The organism is Streptomyces sp. NBC_01537 (assembly GCF_045040445.1).
In the GTDB taxonomy this organism is placed as follows: domain Bacteria; phylum Actinomycetota; class Actinomycetes; order Streptomycetales; family Streptomycetaceae; genus Actinacidiphila.
Window position 1 is genome coordinate 3,486,671 of the sequence record NZ_CP109392.1, and the last position, 17,480, is coordinate 3,504,150.

General features: G+C 68.5%; 14 protein-coding genes and 1 pseudogene. 5 read left to right on the forward strand and 10 right to left on the reverse strand.

Annotated features, from left to right (window positions below):
- Positions 1-60: 60 nt before the first annotated feature.
- Positions 61-1,755 (forward strand): ABC transporter family substrate-binding protein, encoded by a 1,695-nt coding sequence (locus tag OG607_RS15870; protein WP_405723723.1) that lies wholly within the window; start codon positions 61-63, stop codon positions 1,753-1,755.
- Between the two features lie 77 nt (positions 1,756-1,832).
- Positions 1,833-2,750 carry a GNAT family N-acetyltransferase gene (locus tag OG607_RS15875; protein ID WP_405723725.1) on the forward strand — a complete coding sequence of 306 codons (918 nt, stop codon included), beginning with the start codon at positions 1,833-1,835 and terminating at the stop codon, positions 2,748-2,750.
- Here OG607_RS15875 and pip read toward each other — a convergent pair.
- Positions 2,738-3,652 (reverse strand): prolyl aminopeptidase, encoded by a 915-nt coding sequence (gene pip, locus OG607_RS15880; RefSeq protein ID WP_405736805.1) that lies wholly within the window; start codon positions 3,650-3,652, stop codon positions 2,738-2,740. The two genes, OG607_RS15875 and pip, sit on opposite strands and share 13 nt — an antisense overlap.
- A 169-nt stretch (positions 3,653-3,821) precedes the next feature.
- Between pip and OG607_RS15885 the strand changes: the two genes are divergently transcribed.
- On the forward strand, positions 3,822-4,700 hold the full coding sequence (locus OG607_RS15885) for a GNAT family N-acetyltransferase (protein WP_405723727.1): 879 nt from the start codon (positions 3,822-3,824) through the stop codon (positions 4,698-4,700).
- Here the strand turns inward: OG607_RS15885 and OG607_RS15890 are convergent.
- The 8 genes and pseudogenes from OG607_RS15890 to typA all read right to left on the reverse strand — a co-directional run bounded on the left by OG607_RS15890 (position 4,655) and on the right by typA (position 13,768).
- Complete coding sequence (locus tag OG607_RS15890) at positions 4,655-5,032, reverse strand: VOC family protein (protein WP_405723729.1); 378 nt, start codon at positions 5,030-5,032, stop codon at positions 4,655-4,657. The genes OG607_RS15885 and OG607_RS15890 overlap by 46 nt on opposite strands.
- Positions 5,029-5,448 carry a hypothetical protein gene (locus OG607_RS15895; protein ID WP_405723731.1) on the reverse strand — a complete coding sequence of 140 codons (420 nt, stop codon included), beginning with the start codon at positions 5,446-5,448 and terminating at the stop codon, positions 5,029-5,031. The genes OG607_RS15890 and OG607_RS15895 overlap by 4 nt, the downstream gene beginning before the upstream one ends.
- Positions 5,449-5,550: 102 nt before the next feature.
- A pseudogene (locus OG607_RS15900) lies at positions 5,551-6,579 on the reverse strand (ABC transporter ATP-binding protein); the annotation flags it as partial.
- Positions 6,575-7,633, reverse strand: coding sequence for an ABC transporter ATP-binding protein (locus OG607_RS15905; protein ID WP_405723733.1), 1,059 nt, complete (start codon positions 7,631-7,633; stop codon positions 6,575-6,577). The gene OG607_RS15905 and the pseudogene OG607_RS15900, both read right to left, overlap by 5 nt.
- A gap of 11 nt (positions 7,634-7,644) precedes the next feature.
- Positions 7,645-8,586, reverse strand: a complete 942-nt coding sequence (locus tag OG607_RS15910) for an ABC transporter permease (protein ID WP_405723735.1) — start codon at positions 8,584-8,586, stop codon at positions 7,645-7,647.
- Positions 8,579-9,505 carry an ABC transporter permease gene (locus OG607_RS15915; protein ID WP_405723737.1) on the reverse strand — a complete coding sequence of 309 codons (927 nt, stop codon included), beginning with the start codon at positions 9,503-9,505 and terminating at the stop codon, positions 8,579-8,581. The genes OG607_RS15910 and OG607_RS15915 overlap by 8 nt, the downstream gene beginning before the upstream one ends.
- Before the next feature lie 154 nt (positions 9,506-9,659).
- Positions 9,660-11,273: an ABC transporter substrate-binding protein gene (locus OG607_RS15920; RefSeq protein WP_405723738.1), complete on the reverse strand. Its 1,614-nt coding sequence runs from the start codon at positions 11,271-11,273 to the stop codon at positions 9,660-9,662.
- Positions 11,274-11,902: 629 nt separating this feature from the next.
- Complete coding sequence (typA, locus tag OG607_RS15925) at positions 11,903-13,768, reverse strand: translational GTPase TypA (RefSeq protein WP_405723740.1); 1,866 nt, start codon at positions 13,766-13,768, stop codon at positions 11,903-11,905.
- A gap of 211 nt (positions 13,769-13,979) precedes the next feature.
- Between typA and OG607_RS15930 the strand changes: the two genes are divergently transcribed.
- Complete coding sequence (locus tag OG607_RS15930) at positions 13,980-15,149, forward strand: hypothetical protein (RefSeq protein WP_405723742.1); 1,170 nt, start codon at positions 13,980-13,982, stop codon at positions 15,147-15,149.
- Here OG607_RS15930 and OG607_RS15935 read toward each other — a convergent pair.
- Complete coding sequence (locus OG607_RS15935) at positions 15,136-16,857, reverse strand: ABC transporter family substrate-binding protein (RefSeq protein ID WP_405723744.1); 1,722 nt, start codon at positions 16,855-16,857, stop codon at positions 15,136-15,138. The genes OG607_RS15930 and OG607_RS15935 overlap by 14 nt on opposite strands.
- Positions 16,858-17,131: 274 nt before the next feature.
- Between OG607_RS15935 and OG607_RS15940 the strand changes: the two genes are divergently transcribed.
- On the forward strand, positions 17,132-17,422 hold the full coding sequence (locus OG607_RS15940; protein WP_405723746.1) for a hypothetical protein: 291 nt from the start codon (positions 17,132-17,134) through the stop codon (positions 17,420-17,422).
- The last annotated feature ends 58 nt before the right edge of the window (positions 17,423-17,480 follow it).

The window sequence follows — 17,480 nt, forward strand, 5'->3', positions numbered from 1 at the left end:
CACAGCGCCCCTGCTTCTCACCGTCCCTGTCCCACTCCGCCCCGTATGAGGAGAGCACCCTTGAAGAGAACCCGTACGTCCCTTGCGCTGATCACGCTGGTCACCACAGGCGCACTGACCCTGACCGCGTGCGGTGGCGGAAGCGACACCAAGGACGACGGCAAGAAGACCTCGGTCCCGAAGTCCACCGCCAACAACATCGCCGCGACGGACCGGACCAAGCTGAAGCAGGGCGGCACCCTCAACTGGCCGCTCGGCGAGATCGCCGAAAACTTCAACTACAACGAGATCGACGGAACGCTCTCGGACGGCTTCGACGTCGAGCGCGCCCTGATGCCGATCATCATGAAGTCGGACGCCACCGGCACCGTGAGCCCCGACCCGGACTACCTGACCTCCGCCAAGGTCGACGAGAGCTCCGGCAAGCAGGTCGTGACGTACGAGATCAACCCGAAGGCCAAGTGGTCCGACGGCACGGCGATCTCGTACAAGGACTTCCTGGCCCAGTGGACGGCCCTGAACGGCAAGAACACCAAGTACAAGATCTCCTCCAGCACCGGCTACAACCTCATCGCCAGCGTCGCCAAGGGCAAGGACGACCAGGAGGTCGTCGTCACCTTCGCCAGCTCCTTCGGTGACTGGAAGAGCCTGTTCAGCCCGCTCTACCCGGCTTCGGTCACCGGCACCGTGGAGGGCTTCAACAGCGGCTACCTGGGCAAGATCCCGGTCACCGCGGGCCCCTTCAAGTTCGGCAGCATCGACAAGACCGCCAAGACCCTGACCGTGGTCCGCGACACCAGCTGGTGGGGCGACAAGGCGATCCTCGACAAGATCATCTACCGTGCGCTCGACTCCGACGCCACCGCCGGAGCCTTCGCCAACGGCGAGGTCGACTTCTTCGACGTCGGTCCGGACCCGGCCGCCTACAAGCAGGCCAAGGCCGTCAAGGGCGCCTCCATCCGTGAGGCCGCGGGCCCGAACTACCGCCACCTCACCATCAACGGCACCCAGGGCGCCCTCAAGGACGTCGCCGTGCGGCAGGCCGTCACCCAGGCGCTCAGCCGTGACGCCATCGCCAAGTCCGACCTGCAGGGCCTGGGCTGGACGCCGACCCCTCTGAACAACCACTTCTTCGTCACCAACCAGAAGGGCTACAAGGACAACTCCGGCGAGTACGGAACGTACGACCCGACCAAGTCCAAGGCCTCGCTGGAAGCGGCGGGCTGGAAGCTCGACGGCGAGTACCGCAAGAAGAACGGCAAGGTGCTGGAGCTCAACCTCGTCATCCCGGCCGCCGTCAGCGTCTCGGCCAACGAGGGCAAGCTGATGCAGCCGATGCTGAAGGCCGTGGGCATCAAGCTGAACATCAAGTCCGTGCCGCTGCAGGACTTCTTCGACAAGTACGTCACCCCGGGCAACTTCGACCTGACCGTCTTCTCGTGGATCGGGACCCCCTTCCCGACCTCCTCGACCCAGTCGATCTACGCCAAGCCCGTCGGATCCAACATCCAGCAGAACTACACCGGCGTGGGCAGCGACGAACTCGACGCCGCCATGAAGAAGGCCTCCGCCGACACCGACCCGGCCCAGGCCATCGTCGACACCAACGCCGCTGACGTCCTGATCTGGAAGCAGGCCAACCTGCTCCCGCTCTACCAGCGCCCCGAGATCAAGGCCGTCAAGAGCACCCTGGTCAACCTCGGCGCCTACGGCTTCGCGGACCCGCGCTACCAGGACATCGGCTTCACCAAGTAACACCCGAGCACCCCACCGGTCCCGGCACCCGTTTATACGGATGCCGGGACCGGCCTCGTTCTGTGAGACTCGCCGACGTGAGACTGCGCCCCGCCGGCGACGGCGACACCGAGCTGCTGGACAGACTGTGCCGGCGCAGCACCACCCTCCCGGAAGAAGGCCTCGGCTATCCGCGCTGCGACAACGCGCGTGAACTCCTCGCCGAGGCCGCCCAGTTCGACAACCCCGCCGACGAACGCCTCCTCGTCATCGAGGACGGCGCCGGAACACCCATCGGCCTCACCGGCCTGCTGCTCGACACCACCGACGGCACCTGCTGGGCGATCGGCCCGCTCCTCGACGCCGCCTGGCGCACCCCCGCGTACGCAGAAGCGGCACTGGCCGCCCTGCTGCTCCGGGCCCCTCGCGATCCGGCCCCGCTGAACTACGTCGAGGACGCCAACACCCTGCTCGTACAGGCCCTCCGGGCCCAGGGCTGGGCCCGGGGCAGCGGCTCGACCGAGATGGAGTACCTCGTCCCGCCGGATCCGCCCGCCGCCCCGGCCCATCCCGTACGCCGGCTCACAGGCCCGCGGGACCCGGCCTTCGACCGGCTCGCCCGGCTCCTGGCCAGCGCCCACGAGTGGCCGGGCGAACCGGGCGAGCACCGTCGCCGGCTCACCGCCTACGTCGTCGAGGACGGCTGCCGGGTGGCCCTGGTCGAACAGGACGGCCAGGTCGCCGGGTGCGCGCTGTGGATGTACCTGGGCGGCACCGACTTCGGGCGGCTGGAGTACGTGGCCGTGGACCCCGGCTTCCGCCGTCGGGGCATCGGGGCCGCGCTCGTGGTCCACGTGAATGCCGATGCCCACGAAGCCGGCGCCCGCGCGATGTACCTGTCCCTGGGCTCGGACAACGACACCGCCGCCCGCCTGTACCTGCGCTGCGGCTTCGCCGAGAAGGTGCGCTCCACCCGGTTCACGGCGCCTTCCTCCCCAGGCCGTTACCCGGCGTAGCGCTCCATCGCGTCGCGGATCGCGTCCCGCATCGCTGGGCTGCCGGTGTGCCCGGAGTCGTCGATGACCTTCAGCTCGGCGTTCGGCCAGGCCTTGGACAGCTCCCAGGCGGTCTTCAGGGGGCAGCCCAGGTCGAGGCGGCCGTGGATGAGGGTGCCGGGGATGCCGGCGAGGCGGTGGGCGTCGCGGAGAAGTTGGCCTTCCTCCAGCCAGGCGTCGTGGGAGAAGTAGTGGGCGGTGATCCGGGTGAAGGCCATCAGGGCGTCGGGGGGCCGGTTGCTGTAGGCGCCGGGCCGGCCGAGGACCTCGTGCGCGATGACGGCGTCCTCCCAAGTGACCCAGTCCCGCGCCGCCTTGACCCGAGTGTCCTCGTCCTCGCCGTTCAGCAGCCGGCTGTACGCGGCGACCAGGTCGCCCTCCCGGTCCTCCTCGGGCAGGGCGTCCCGGAATGCCTCCCACGGCCCCGGCAGCAGCCGGCCGACGCCCCGGTAGAGCCACTCGACTTCCTCGTGACGGGTCATGGTGACCCCGATGATCACGATCTCCGAGACCCGCTCGGGATAGCGCTCGGCATAGGCGAGGATCAACGTGGAGCCCCAGGAACCCCCGAAGAGCAGCCACCGGTCGATGCCCAGGTGCTCCCTGAGCCGTTCCATGTCCTCGATCAGGTGGTGCGTGGTGTTGTGCTCCAGGCCGGTCGCCGGATCGGAGGCATGCGGCCGACTGCGGCCGCACCCGCGCTGGTCGAACAGGACCACGCGGAAGCGTTCCGGGTCCGCGGACCGGCGACTGGTGACGCTGCAGCCTGAGCCCGGTCCACCGTGCACGACCAGCACGGGCTTGCCGTCGGGATTTCCGCAGGTCTCCCAGTAGACCTGGTTGCCGTCGCCGACATCCAGCATGCCCTGGGCGTAGGGCTCGAGCAGGGGTTGCTGCTGGGTCACGGCGGTGGGCCTCCTCAGGCGGGAAAACGACCCGCCGAGGCTACCGGCACGATCTCGGCCACGCCGCCCGTTTTCCCGGGGAAAACCCATGGCGACCGCACCACGCAGCGCCCTAGCCTCGCGGTCAGTGAACATCACCCATGACGAGCCTGCCGCCCGCTGGACCGCCGAGGAACACGGCACCGTACAGGCCCGCGTTTCCATGACCGAGAGCCCCGCCGACATCGCCTCCGCGCAGGGGGCCCGCATGCTGGTCGGTCTGCGCTGGGAACCCGGCCGCACCGACGCCGCCCGCGCGGTCATCCGCGCCGCCATCGGCTCCCTCGCCCCGGGCGATGTCCTCGACCTGCGCCACAACGCCGAAGTCCATCCGCACATCCCCCAGCGTCTCGCCCTCGCCGCCGACTGCGGCTTCACCCTCTTCCAGGAGAAGCAGGGCTACTGGTGGGCCGACCGGGGACAGCCCCTCCCCGCCCCCGCCCACCTGGTCTTCCGCCCCCTGGCCGACGTCGGTGAGGGCCGGTTCGCCCGGGCACTCGCCGAATCCCGGTCCGGCACCCTCGACCGCGGGCTCCGCGCCTCAGGCGACGACATCGCGCCGCTCCTGGCCTGGTACGACCCCGTCGCCGACAGTGCCTCCTGGCTCCTCGCCCAGGACCGGGACGGCCGGCCCGTCGGCTGCGTCGCCCTCAGCGCCTTCGACGAGCCCGGCGTCGCCACCATCGTTCACATCAGCGTGCTGCCCGCCCACCGCGGCCACGGCCATATCCACGACCTCCTGCGCGCCGCCCATCTCGCCGCCCGCCACCGCGGCTTCCACGCCATCCTCTCCGACGTCGACACCGACAACCACCCCATGCGCGACGCCCTGCTCCGCGCGGGGCACCGCGCCGACGCCCGGCCGTGGCGCGTATGGCATCACACCCGCATGTGCGGCGCCACGGCAATCGCCCCCGAGGATCAGTCGCGGACCAAGCAGAACGGGTGGCCTGCCGGGTCGGCGTAGATCCGCCAACTGCGGGTGCCTCCACCGTCGTCGATCAGCTTGGCGCCCAGGTCCATGACCTGGGCGTGGGCACGGTCGAGATCCTGGACGCAGATGTCCAGATGGAGCTGCTGGGGGCGGCCGGGGTCCGGCCACAGCGGGGGCCGGTGGTCGTCGACACGCTGGAAGGCCAGCACCTGGCCTCCTCCCGTATGGAGGGTCGCCCAGCCGTCATCGAGGGACCACCGAGGATCGGGCCGGTTGACGGTCCCGCCGAGGAGTGCGCGGTAGAAGCGGGCGAGTGCGGGTGCGTCGGAGCAGTCCAGCACCACGCACTGCAGGTGCCCGATCACCGTGTTCCTGCCGGGGCCGGGGCCGGGAGGGAGCCGAGACGGGCGGCAACCCGTTCGCGCAGGAGTTCGTACTCCGCCCAGCGGCGGGGCAGCGGCCCCGGGGGCCGCTCGACGAGGCGGGCCGCGGTGACGACCTGGCCGAGGCGGAACTGCTCACGGGTGAGGTCGATCTCGACCCCGGTGGCAAGGCGGTTCCACCAGTGGTAACCGGCCTGCTCGTCGTCGAGGTACACCTCGCCGACCATGAGGTCGCCGCCGAAGATGTCGTTCACGACGAGGGCGGTGATGTCGCAGTGTCCCCAGGCCGGGTTGCCGGGATGCCATGGGGCTCGCGGGAGGTCATCCGGCGAGCAGGTGTCCGCGGCCCAACTGGCGTGCAGGGCCTCGTCGATGTCCTTCAGAGTCCAGGGGATCATGACCCCGAGGATGCCAGGCGGCACCGACAGTCCCGTCCGGCACGCGAAGGGTGCCCACGCGATCGCGTGGGCACCCTCCAGCAGTCCCTGGGACAGCGAGCCCTAGGAGGCCGCGCCGACTACGTCCTTCTCCTCGGCGAAGTGGCATGCCGAGTCGTGCGCGGCCGGGGTGTCGGAGCCGGCGAACCGCTCAGGGACGGCCAGGAGCGGCACGTCCGTGGCGCACTTGTCCTGGGCCTTCCAGCAGCGCGTACGGAAACGGCAGCCGGAGGGCGGGTTGGCCGGGGACGGGACGTCGCCGGCCAGGATGATGCGCTCGCGGTGCTCGCGCGCCTCGGGGTCAGGGACCGGGACAGCCGACAGCAGGGCCTGGGTGTAGGGATGGGTCGGGTGCTCGTAGATCTGCTCGTCGGTGCCGATCTCGGCGATCTTGCCGAGGTACATGACGCCGACGCGGTCGGAGATGTGCCGCACGATGGACAGGTCGTGGGCGATGAAGATGTAGGAGAGGTTGAACTCGTCCTGCAGCTTCTCCATCAGGTTGATGACCTGTGCCTGCACCGAGACGTCCAGTGCCGAGACCGGCTCGTCACAGATGATGATCTCCGGGTTGAGCGCGAGGCCGCGGGCGATGCCGATGCGCTGGCGCTGGCCGCCGGAGAACTGGTGCGGGTAGCGGTTGATGTACTCGGGGTTGAGGCCGACGACGTCGAGGAGCTCCTTGACGCGCTGCCGGCGATCGCCCTTCGGGGCCACCTCGGGGTGGATGTCGAAGGGCTCGCCGATGATGTCGCCGACCGTCATCCGGGGGTTCAGGGACGTGTAGGGGTCCTGGAACACCATCTGGATGTTGCGGCGCACCGCTTTGAGGGCACGGCCGGACAGCCTGGTGATGTCCTCGCCCTTGTACAGGACCTCGCCCGCGGTGGCCGTTTCCAGGCGCATGAGCAGCTTGGCGACGGTGGACTTGCCGCAGCCCGACTCTCCGACGATGCCCAGGGTCTCGCCCTGGTGCAGGTCGAAGGAGACACCGTCCACGGCCTGGACCGCACCGATCTGGCGTTTGAAGACGATGCCCTGAGTCAGCGGGAAGTGCTTGACCAGGTTGCGTACCTGGAGGATGGGCTCAGCCATGGATCGTCTCCTTCCAGAAGTGGCACGCGCTTCCGCGGCCCGGCAGTTCACTGCCGTCCTGCTCGGTGACCGGTGCGAGGACCGGCACCTCCGTACGGCAGATGTCCTGTGCCTTGGGGCAGCGCGGGTTGAACGCGCAGCCCGTGGGGATCTTCAGGAGGTTGGGCGGGAGACCCTTGATCGCGTAGAGCTCCTGGCCCTTCTGGTCCAGGCGCGGGATCGAGTCCAGCAGGCCACGCGTGTACGGGTGTGCCGGGCGCTTGTAGAGCTCGTGCACCGGCGCCGTCTCGACGATCCGTCCCGCGTACATGACGGCGATCTTGTCCGCGACATCGGCGACGACGCCGAGGTCATGGGTGATCAGGATGAGGCCCATGTTGTACTCGCGCTGCAGCTCCGCGAGCAGGTCCATGACCTGGGCCTGGACCGTCACGTCAAGGGCGGTGGTCGGCTCGTCCGCGATGATCAGGTCCGGCTCCAGCGCGAGCGCCATCGCGATCATGATGCGCTGGCGCATGCCGCCGGAGAACTGGTGCGGGAAATCTCCGACCCGCTCCCTGGCGGCCGGGATACGGACCCGCTCCATCAGCTCGATGGCCTTGGCCTTGGCCTCCTTGCGGGAGGCCCCCTGGTGGACGCGGAACATCTCGCCGAGCTGGTAACCGACGCTCAGCACGGGGTTGAGGGAGGACAGCGCGTCCTGGAAGATCATGGCGATCTTCCGGCCGCGGATCTTCCGCCGCTCCTCCGAGGACATCTTCAGCATGTCCTGGCCGCGGAAGAGGATCTCGCCCTGTGGGATCCTGCCGGGCGGCATGTCCAGGATGCCCATGACCGCCTGGGCGGTCACCGACTTGCCGGAGCCGGACTCGCCGAGCACAGCGAGGGTCTCACCGGCGGCAACGGTGTAGTTGACGCCGTTCACTGCCTTGGCGACACCGTCACGGGTGTGGAACTCCACGTGCAGGTCGCGCACTTCGAGCAGAGGCAGACCGTTGTCGGCCTCTCGCCGGGGGGAGGGTACGCCTGCCGTGTCTTCGATGATGGTCATTTACGCCCTCCTCAGCGCAGCTTCGGGTCGAAGGCGTCGCGAACCGCGTCGCCGAGCATGATGAACGCCAGCACCGTGATGCTGAGCGCCCCGGCCGGGAAGAGCAGGGCGTGCGGCGAGGTCAGGAACCGGTCCTGGACGTCACTGATCATCAGACCCCAGGAGATGTTCGGGGCCTGGACGCCGATGCCGAGATACGACAGCGCCGCTTCACCGGAGATGTAGACGCCAAGGTTCATCGTCGTGATGACGATCACCGGGGCGAGGGTGTTCGGCAGGATGTGGCGGAAGGCTATTCGGCCGGTGCTCGCACCGAGCGCCTTGGCCGCCATGACGTAGTCGTTGTGCTTGTTGGCGATGACCTCGCCGCGCATGATCCGGTAGACCTGCGGCCAGCCGAGAACGGCCATGATGACGGAGACCGACCAGGCGTCCCCGGCACCGAACATCGACGCGATCAGCAGTGCGCCGACGATGAGCGGCAGCGCGAAGAACACCTCGGTGACCCGGGACAGGACCGAGTCCAGCCAGCCGGCCCGCAGGCCGGCGATCATGCCGAGCAGGCCACCGATCAGGGTGGTGAGCGCGCTGGTCACCACACCGACGATGATCGAGTTGCGGGTGGCATAGACGGTGCGGGTGTAGATGTCGCAGCCCTGGAGGTCGTACCCGAACAGATGACTGGACGACGGCCCGTTCATCGAGTTCTGCAGCTGGCAGAAGCCGTCGCTCAACGGGCTGCGGGCGGTGAAGAGCTGCGGTGCGATGGCCAGCGCGAGCAGGAGGACGATGACCGCGCCCGAGATGATGAACATCCAGCTCTTGCGCAGGTCGGCCCAGCCGTCCTTGAACAGGCTGGCCTCGCGCGCCGCTGCCTTCTCCTCGGCGATCGCCGCCTTGTCGGGCACCGCGTCCTCGACCGGAGCGGACTTCTCGATGGTCTTCTCACTCATAGCGGATCCTCGGGTCGAGCACGGCGTAGAGAACGTCTACGACGAGGTTGGCCACCAGGTAGATCAGGACGAGCATGGTGACCAGGCCGACCACCGTGGGACGCTCGCGCAGATAGACGGACTGGGCCAGCTGCCCGCCGATGCCGGGCAGGTTGAAGACCCGCTCGGTGATGATCGCGCCTCCCATCAGCGCTCCGAGGTCCATGCCCAGGAAGGTGACCACGGGGATGAGCGAGTTGCGCAGTGCGTGCACGCCGATGACCCGGCGGTACGGCAGCCCCTTGGCAATGGCCGTACGGACGTAGTCGGCTCGCACCGACTCCATCATGCTGGTGCGGGTCAGCCGGGCGATGTACGCCATCGATGTCGAGGCCAGCACGAAGCCGGGCAGGATGTAGCTGGAGGGCCAGCCGTCCTCGATGCCCGCCACCGGGGTGATCCCGAGCTTGACGCCGAACTCCAGCTGGAGGACGTTACCGAGCACGAAGACCGGGATCGAGATCAGGAACAGGGTGCTGATCAGCACCAGGTTGTCGATGAACTTGCCCTTGCGCAGGGCCGAGTAGATGCCCGCAAGGATGCCGATGACCGCCTCGATCCCGAACGCGGTCAGCGAGAGCTGGAGCGTCACGGGGAAGCGTTCCGAGACGATGTCGGAGATCGCCCGGCCGTTGTACGTCGTGCCCAGGTCACCTCGGGCCAGATCGCTGACGTAGTACCAGTACTGCGTTATCAGCGGATCGTTGAGGTGATACTGCTCGCGCAGGATCGCCGCGATGTTGGGGTCGGCGCGCTTCTCGCCGGCCAGTGCCTGGATCGGGTCGCCATGCAGGGCAAAGACCAGGCAGAAGATGATGAACGTGACGCCTATCAGTACAGGGATCGCCTGCAAGATACGGCGCACGACGAATCGGCCCATCGGTTCTCCAGAGGGTGCTGACCCGCCCGATGCCGGAGGGGTGGCAGGACGGACGGCGGACGGCAGACAGGGTGGGCAGAGGGAATCCTCGCGGACTCCCCCTGCCCACCCCCGTCAGCCCGTTAGTTCAAAGGGCTGGCGCTCACTCGGTTGCTCAGGCGAGCTTGACGGTGTCCCACAGGACGTCGCCACCGGCGATCTTCATGCTCTTGATCTTGCTGCTGTAGCCGGCGTTCAGCTTGTAGAAGTACACCGGAATGTACGGCATCTCGTCGAGGATGATGTCGTCCGCAGCCTGGTACTGCTTGATGGCCTCGGCCGAAGTCGGCGCCTGGTCACCGGCCTTGAGGTCCTTCTCGAACTCCGGGTTGGAGTAGCCCGCGTAGTTGGAGCCGTTCGCGATGGCGTCCTTGGAGAAGATCGGCGCGAGGTAGTTCTCCATGTTCGGGTAGTCCATGTTCCAGCCCATACGGAACACGCCGCTGTACTTCTTCGCGTCGAGGTCGTTCAGGATGGTCGCGAACTGCTCGAACGGCTTGGCCGTGACCTTGATGCCGAGGTTCTGCTGCAGCTCGTTGGCGACGGCCTCGATCCAGGCCTTGTGGTCACCGTCGGCGTTGTAGCCGATCTCCAGCTTGTCGTCCGGAAGGCCGCCGGACTCCTTGTAGAGCTTCTTGGCCTCGGTCGGGTTCAGCGTGCAGGCGTCGCCGCAGGCGCCCTTGCGGTAGCCCTCGATGATCGGGCTGATGAAGTCGTCGGCGGGCATACGCGAGCCGAGGAAGATCTTCGACGCGATCGTCTCCCGGTCGATGGCCATGGAGATGGCCTTCCGCAGCTTCACGTTGGCGAAGTACTTGTTGTACTTCAGCGGGAAGCCGAGGTAGCCGACGCCGGAGTCGGACTCGTCGATCGCGCGGTCGCCGAGGTCCTTCTTGTACGTGGCCAGACCAGAGGTCGGGATCGAGTCGTCGATGTCGATGTTGCCCGCGACCAGGTCCTTGTAGGCCGTGTCCTGGTCAGAGTAGATCTTGAAGTTGATCCCCTTGACCTCGTAGTTCTTGGCCTCGGGGTACTTGTCGTACTTGACGACGCTGATCGACTCGTTGTGCTTGACGCTGCCCTTCATCTCGTAAGGGCCGTTGCCTATCGGCTTCTCGCCGAAGCCCTTCGGGTCCTTGAAGAACGCCTTCGGCAGCGGGGAGAACCCGGTGAAGGAAAGCTGGGACGGGAAGGCGGAGAACGGCGCGGTGAGGGTGACACTCAGCGTGCTGTCGTCCACCGCCTTGAGGCCGGACATCGTGGTCGTGGTGACCTTCTTGCCCTCGCCCGGGTTCAGGTCCGCGTAACCCGCGATGTGCGAGAAGAGCGCGTTGGTCTGCTGCGCGTTGTCCTGGTTGGCGCCGTAGTTCCAGGCGTCGACGAAGGACGAGGCGGTGACCTTCTCGCCGTTGTGGAAGGTGTAACCGCTCTTGAGCTTGATCGTCCAGACCTTGCTGTCGGTCGTCTCGATCGACGCCGCCAGGTCGTTGACGACCTTGTTGTCGGCGTTCAGCCGGGTGAGGCCGGTGAACAGGGAGTCGATGACCTCACCGCCCTCGGTCTCATAGGTGTTGCTCGGGACGAGCCCGTTCTGCGGCTCACCGATCTCCATGGACACGATGCCGTCGGACTTGGTGCTCGAACCGCCGTCACTGCCGCCACAGGCAGTCGCGGCCAGGGCAACAACAATCGTGCCCACTACCCACTTGGCACTCTTGGCACCGCGCATGGGTTCCCCTCCTCAGGAGTCACTGTCAGTACATGAAGGGCGTCGGTTACACGCTGACACCCCTGACAGCGGAACCGGCTACCCGTGCTCGTGAGCCGGCGCGCCCCATCAGCGCATGACCCATTGACCCGAGCTCAACGGGTCCAACTATCGAGCACATTCAGCCTCTGAACCACATCCAAATGGTCTCGCTTTCATCACATCAGGCAGCAACTTGTCCCACATATCGGACATTTAGAACGTAGACAGACAGCCGCGAAACGGACTCTTAACACAACTTCCGAGAATGAGTGTCCGATATCCGGACAGCGAAGACCCACGGAGACTCACGTGATGATGGCCGTACCGCGTATAGAACGCTACGCGCGTCACCCCACGGAGTAACCAGCTGCGAACCGTGCGCCGGTGAGGCTGGAGTTGCAGTCCCATCCGTCACGCTGAGTGATGGGCGGGGCTGTGTCACAGGGCCTCGGAGAGCGGCAACCAGTGCTGGTACCCACGGCTCTAGCGGTCATGCTGCCATGTCGCGGTCCTTTGGACACCGAGGGTTATCCCCACGGTTCGCCGGAAAGCGCCGAAGGGCCCGTCCCCCTCACGCGAGGTGAGGTGAACGGGCCCTTCGGCGGGTGTTACCGCTTCGCGCGCGACGCGGTGCGGCCGCGCTCCTTCTGGTCGAGGACGACCTTGCGGATGCGGACCGTCTCCGGGGTGACCTCGATGCACTCGTCGTCGCGGCAGAACTCCAGCGACTGCTCCAGGGAGAGCTTGCGCGGGGGCACCACGTTCTCGGTGTTGTCCGCGGAAGCCGCACGCATGTTGGTGAGCTTCTTCTCCTTGGTGATGTTCACGTCCATGTCGTCGGAACGCGAGTTCTCACCGATGATCATGCCCTCGTAGACCTCGGTGGTGGGCTCGACGAAGATGACGCCGCGCTCCTGGAGGTTGATCATCGCGAAGGGGGTCACGACGCCGGACCGGTCCGCCACCAGCGAGCCGTTGTTACGGGTGCGCAGCTCGCCGAACCAGGGCTCGTGGCCCTCGAAGATGGAGTGCGCGATGCCGGTGCCACGGGTCTGGGTCAGGAACTCCGTACGGAAGCCGATGAGGCCGCGGGACGGCACGATCCACTCCATGCGGACCCAGCCGGAGCCATGGTTGCTCATGGTCTCCATGCGGCCCTTGCGGGTCGCCATCAGCTGCGTGATCGCGCCGAGGTACTCCTCGGGGGAGTCGATCGTCATGCGCTCGATCGGCTCGTACATCTTGCCGTCGACCTGCTTGGTGACCACCTGGGGCTTGCCGACGGTCAGCTCGAAGCCCTCCCGGCGCATGGTCTCGATCAGGATGGCGAGCGCGAGCTCACCGCGGCCCTGGACCTCCCAGGCGTCGGGACGCTCGGTCGGCAGGACGCGCAGCGAGACGTTACCGACCAGCTCGCGGTCCAGGCGGTCCTTCACCAGGCGGGCGGTGACCTTGTGGCCCTTGCCGCCCTTGCCGACCAGCGGCGAGGTGTTCGTACCGATGGTCATCGAGATCGCCGGCTCGTCGACCGTGATCAGCGGCAGCGCGATCGGGTTCTCCGGGTCGGCGAGGGTCTCGCCGATCGTGATCTCCGGGATGCCGGCGACCGCGCAGATGTCACCGGGGCCGGCCGACTCGACGGGCCTGCGGGTGAGCGCCTCCGTCATCATCAGCTCGGTGAGCCGGACGTTGCTCATCGTGCCGTCGCGCTTGATCCACGCGACGGTCTGGCCCTTCTTCAGGTGGCCCTGCTCGACGCGGAGCAGCGCGATCCGGCCGAGGAAGTTGTCCGCGTCCAGGTTGGTGACGTGCGCCTGCAGCGGCGCCGCGTCGTCGTACACCGGGGCGGGGACGGTGCTCAGGATCGTGGAGAAGAACGGCTCCAGGCTGTCGCTGTCCGGCGGGACCGTGCCGTTCTCCGGCTTGGTGAGCGAGGCGACGCCGTCACGCGCACAGGCGTAGACGATCGGGAACTCGATCTGCTCCTCGGTCGCGTCCAGGTCCAGGAAGAGGTCGTAGGTCTCGTCGATGACCTCGGCGATCCGGGAGTCCGGGCGGTCCGTCTTGTTGATGCACAGGATCACCGGCAGCTGGGCCTGCAGCGCCTTACGCAGCACGAAGCGGGTCTGCGGCAGCGGGCCCTCGGAGGCGTCCACCAGCAGGACGACCGCGTCGACCATGGACAGGCCGCGCTCGACCTCACCGCCGAAGTCGGCGTGGCCGGGGGTGTCGATGATGTTGATGGTGACCGGGTCGCCACCGCCCTTGGGGTGGTACTTGACGGCGGTGTTCTTCGCGAGAATGGTGATGCCCTTCTCGCGTTCGAGGTCATTGCTGTCCATCATGCGGTCGTCGAGGTGCTGATGGGCCGCGAAAGCGCCCGCCTGCTTCAGCATGGCGTCGACGAGGGTCGTCTTGCCGTGGTCGACGTGGGCGACGATGGCGACGTTACGAATGTCGTGGCGCGTGGGCATACTGCGGCGCTTCTCCCGGGTTGGTGGGTGGCGGCGCGCCCTCATCGGCACACCTGCCCGCCGGGCGAGTCAAGCCACGGCCTCACCCCATGGTACGGGGCTCAGGCGGTATCGGCCGCCCGGGCAGCTCCCCGCCGCCGGCCGCCACGGTGTGCCAACGTTGCGCAAACACCCTGTCGCCAGGGACAACGCGTCTGTCATGATCGCGGCCATGTTCAGCAGCGCGTCACACACCTTTCCGCCCGCGCCCGCCAAGAAGCGGCGCCGCAGGAGCGCCCAGCGGTTTCTCGTCATCATTCCGGCCGGCGTCCTCGGGTTCATGGGCGCGCGTCTGGCCGGTGACTCGCCGGCGGGGCCGTTCACCTTTCTGCTGGGGATGCTGCTGGGGCTGGAGCTGCACGTCCTGCTGTCGCTGCTGGTGAGCCGGTGGGCGGGGATGACGGTGGTGACGATGTCGGTCGGGGCCGGGAAGTGGCTGGGCTCGACGACCGTGGCCGGGCGGCTGCTGGTGTTCCGGCCGGTGCCGGTCGTGCCGTTCAACACGTGCTCGGTGCTGGTGCGGCCACGGAAGTGGCGGCTGTGGTCGGCGGTGGCGGGCGTCCTGGCCGTGGAGGCGGCGCTGGCGGTCGCGGTGGCGGCCGTCTGGCCGATGGTGAGCATCGGGCTGGGGATCGCGGTGATGACCTTGCTGCTGGCCAAGCCGGGAACGCCGATGTCCGCGTTCTGGACGGTTTTCCGGCTGCCGTTCGGCGACCAGCAGCGGCGGCTGGAGGAGTGGACATACGCCCCGGCCGTGCTGGAGGCGTCGCGGAAGCTGCTGACGGGGCGGATCGGGGAGGCGCGGGCGGCGCTGGGCGAGAACGACTCAAGCCCGCGGTGGCTGGGCACGGCGTGCACGCTGGCGCTCGCGGAAGGACGCTTCGCGGAGGCGGCGGAGCAGGCGAACGCACTGTACGAGCGGTCCGAGGCGGCGCAGCCGAAGGCGGGAGCCCTTGCGGTGTACGCGGCCGCGATGGCCGACGGCGTCGCGGCGGGCCACTGGCAGCCGCACGAGGCGCTGCCGCAGTTCGCGCGGACGATGCAGGAGATCCGGGACACGCAGCCGCTGCTGGTGCGGGTGACCGATCTGGGGGCGGTCGAGTCGCTGCTGAAGCAGTGGCCGAAGCAGGCGGCCAAGCAGGCCGCGTACGCCGCCGGAATCGCACCGGACGCGCTGTCGCGGGCGCGGGCGCTCTGCACACGGGCGGTGGCGCTGGCGTATCTGGGCGAGGCGGCGAAGGCGCGGGAGGTACTGGCGAAAGCCGAACGCACCGCGCCCGGGCTGGACCGGGTCGCGGTGACGAGGCGGCTGCTGGACCGGACGACGGTCACTGCTTCCTGAAGCCGATGTCCTGGTAGCGCGGGGTCGCGAAGCCGAAGGCTCCGGCGTTGGCGACGGACGGGCGCAGGGCGACCAGCTGGGGGCGCTGGTAGAGAGGGATGGAGGCGGCGGCGGCCCAGATGCGGGCGTCGGCGCGGGCGGTGAGGTCGCGGGCGGCGGAGGGGTCGAGTTCGGCGGCGGCCTGGTCGAGGAGCTGGTCGATCCGGTCGGTGCCGACGCGGGTGTAGTTCTGCTTGACGGTGAGGGTGCCGTCGGCGGCGGGCTCGGGCTTGGCGAAGATCGGGTGGTCGTCGGTGGCCGGGTAGGCGGTGCCGGGCCAGGAGTACAGGGCCAGGTCGAAGTCGCCGGAGGCCACGTGGTCGCGGAAGAAGCTGTCGTCGGCGACCCGGGTGATCTCGGTGCGTACGCCGATGCGGGCGAGCATGCGGGCGATGCGGGCGCCGACCCGGTCGAGGGTGCGCGAGGACTCCGGGAGGAGGAAGCGCAGGGTCAGGAGCTTGCCGGTCCTGACGCTGTGCAGGGCCGGCCCGGCGGCGTTCGCGCCCTCCCCGGCGGGCTGCATCTTGGCCGGCTTCCAGCCCGCATCGGCCAGCAGCGCCTGTGCGGACGAGGCGCTCACCGAGCCGAGGGCCGAGCTGTGGTCGGCGTAACCTTCCTGCGACGCGAGCAGCAGGTGGTTGCCCAGCGGCTTCGCGGGCAGGCCGAGCGGCTTCAGGACGGCGTCGGCGATGGCCTGGCGGTCGATCGCGCGGGCCACGGCATGGCGTACGCGCTCATCGACGAGCGCGCCCGAGGCGCCGTTGAGGGCGAGCTGGGAGTAGGCGGCCTCGGCCGTCTTGCGCAGGACGAGTTTCTTCGCCTTTTCCTGCTTGCGCAGGGCGGCGTAGGACGCGGGCTCGAACGCCGCCATGTCCAGCGTCCCGGCCGCCAGCGCGGCGGGGCGTTTCGCGCGCGGCACAGCGGCCAGGACGAGCGCGTCGAGCTTGGCGCGGTCGCCCCACCAGGAGCGGTTGCGCACCAGGGTGACGGTGCCGGCCCTGGCCGAGACGACACCGACGGAGAAGGGACCGGCCGAGGCGGGGAGGTTGTAGCGGGCACCCTCGTTGAAGGCGGTCGCGGTGCCGGTGACCGAGGCCGGGTAAAGGGGGGAGAAGAGCGACTGCCAGTCGGCGTACGGGCGGGCGAAGGTGACCCGGACCTCGCGGGCGTCCTTGCCGGGCCTGACCGAGGCGATCCGGTCGTAGCCCGCGTTGCGCGCGGTCCAGTAGGCGTCGTCCCTGCCGCTCAGCGCCTTCCACTGGGCGGTGAAGTCCGCGGCGGTGACGGCACGGCCGTCCGACCACCTGGCCTTCGGATTGAGCCGGTACGTCACGACCTGCTTCGGCGCGGTGTCCACCACCTCGGCCGACTCCAGGTAGTCCGCGTCCCGCTGCGGGCGCCCCCTGCCGTCCAGCCGGAACAGCACCGGCAGCACGGCGCCCGTGACCAGCGCCGTCGTGTCGTCGGCTGCCGCCTGGAACGCGTTCAGCGTCGCCGGCACGGAGTCCACCGCCCATCGCAGCGTCCCCCCGTCCCGAACGGAGTCGCGCGGGGCGGTCGCGATGTCGGTACCGGCGGCGGAGTCGTCCGGGCCGGACGAGCATCCGGCGACCGCGAGGGCCAGCGCCGCGGTGAGCGCGGTGCCGGTGAGAGTGACGCTGCGGGCCATGGGTCCGTACCTCCGCGAGCGGGGCCATGATCACTTGCGGTATTTGCCGCTTATCGCACCTACTGAAAGGGACCGCGTGCGCGCCGGGCGCCCGACACGGCGCGCACGGGGCGCGTTGCCACCCGAGCGGCGTAGTCCTGCTTGGCCGGACGGGCTGAGGGCACACCTCCGTGGGAGAATCGGTGCAGATCTCTTCCCAAGCGCGACTGTGACGCGCGACACTCTCCTGGCGTTAGCGTCGCGCACCCGCAACGTGGCGGAGGTGAGGACAGCCATGTCCCTGCAGGACGACCTGTCAACGGTTCAGCGTCGGCTCGACGACCTCAACAGGGCCGTTTCGCAGCTGGAGCAACATGTCGGCGGCAACAGTGTCGACATGCGGCGCGTACGCGCCGATACGGACCATCTGCGTGAGGATCTCGCGCTGCTGCGGCAGAGCGCGCCGCAGAGCGGCGCGAAACCCCGCCCCGAGATGGTGACCATCTCGGACACGCCGTACGACCCGAAGCTGTGGTCGGGCGCGGAGGACGAGGGGCTGGGATCGCCGTACGGGCACGCCCCGTAGGCACGGGACCCGTAGGCACGGGACGTACGACGCGCAGACACCCCCATCCGCGCTCCCC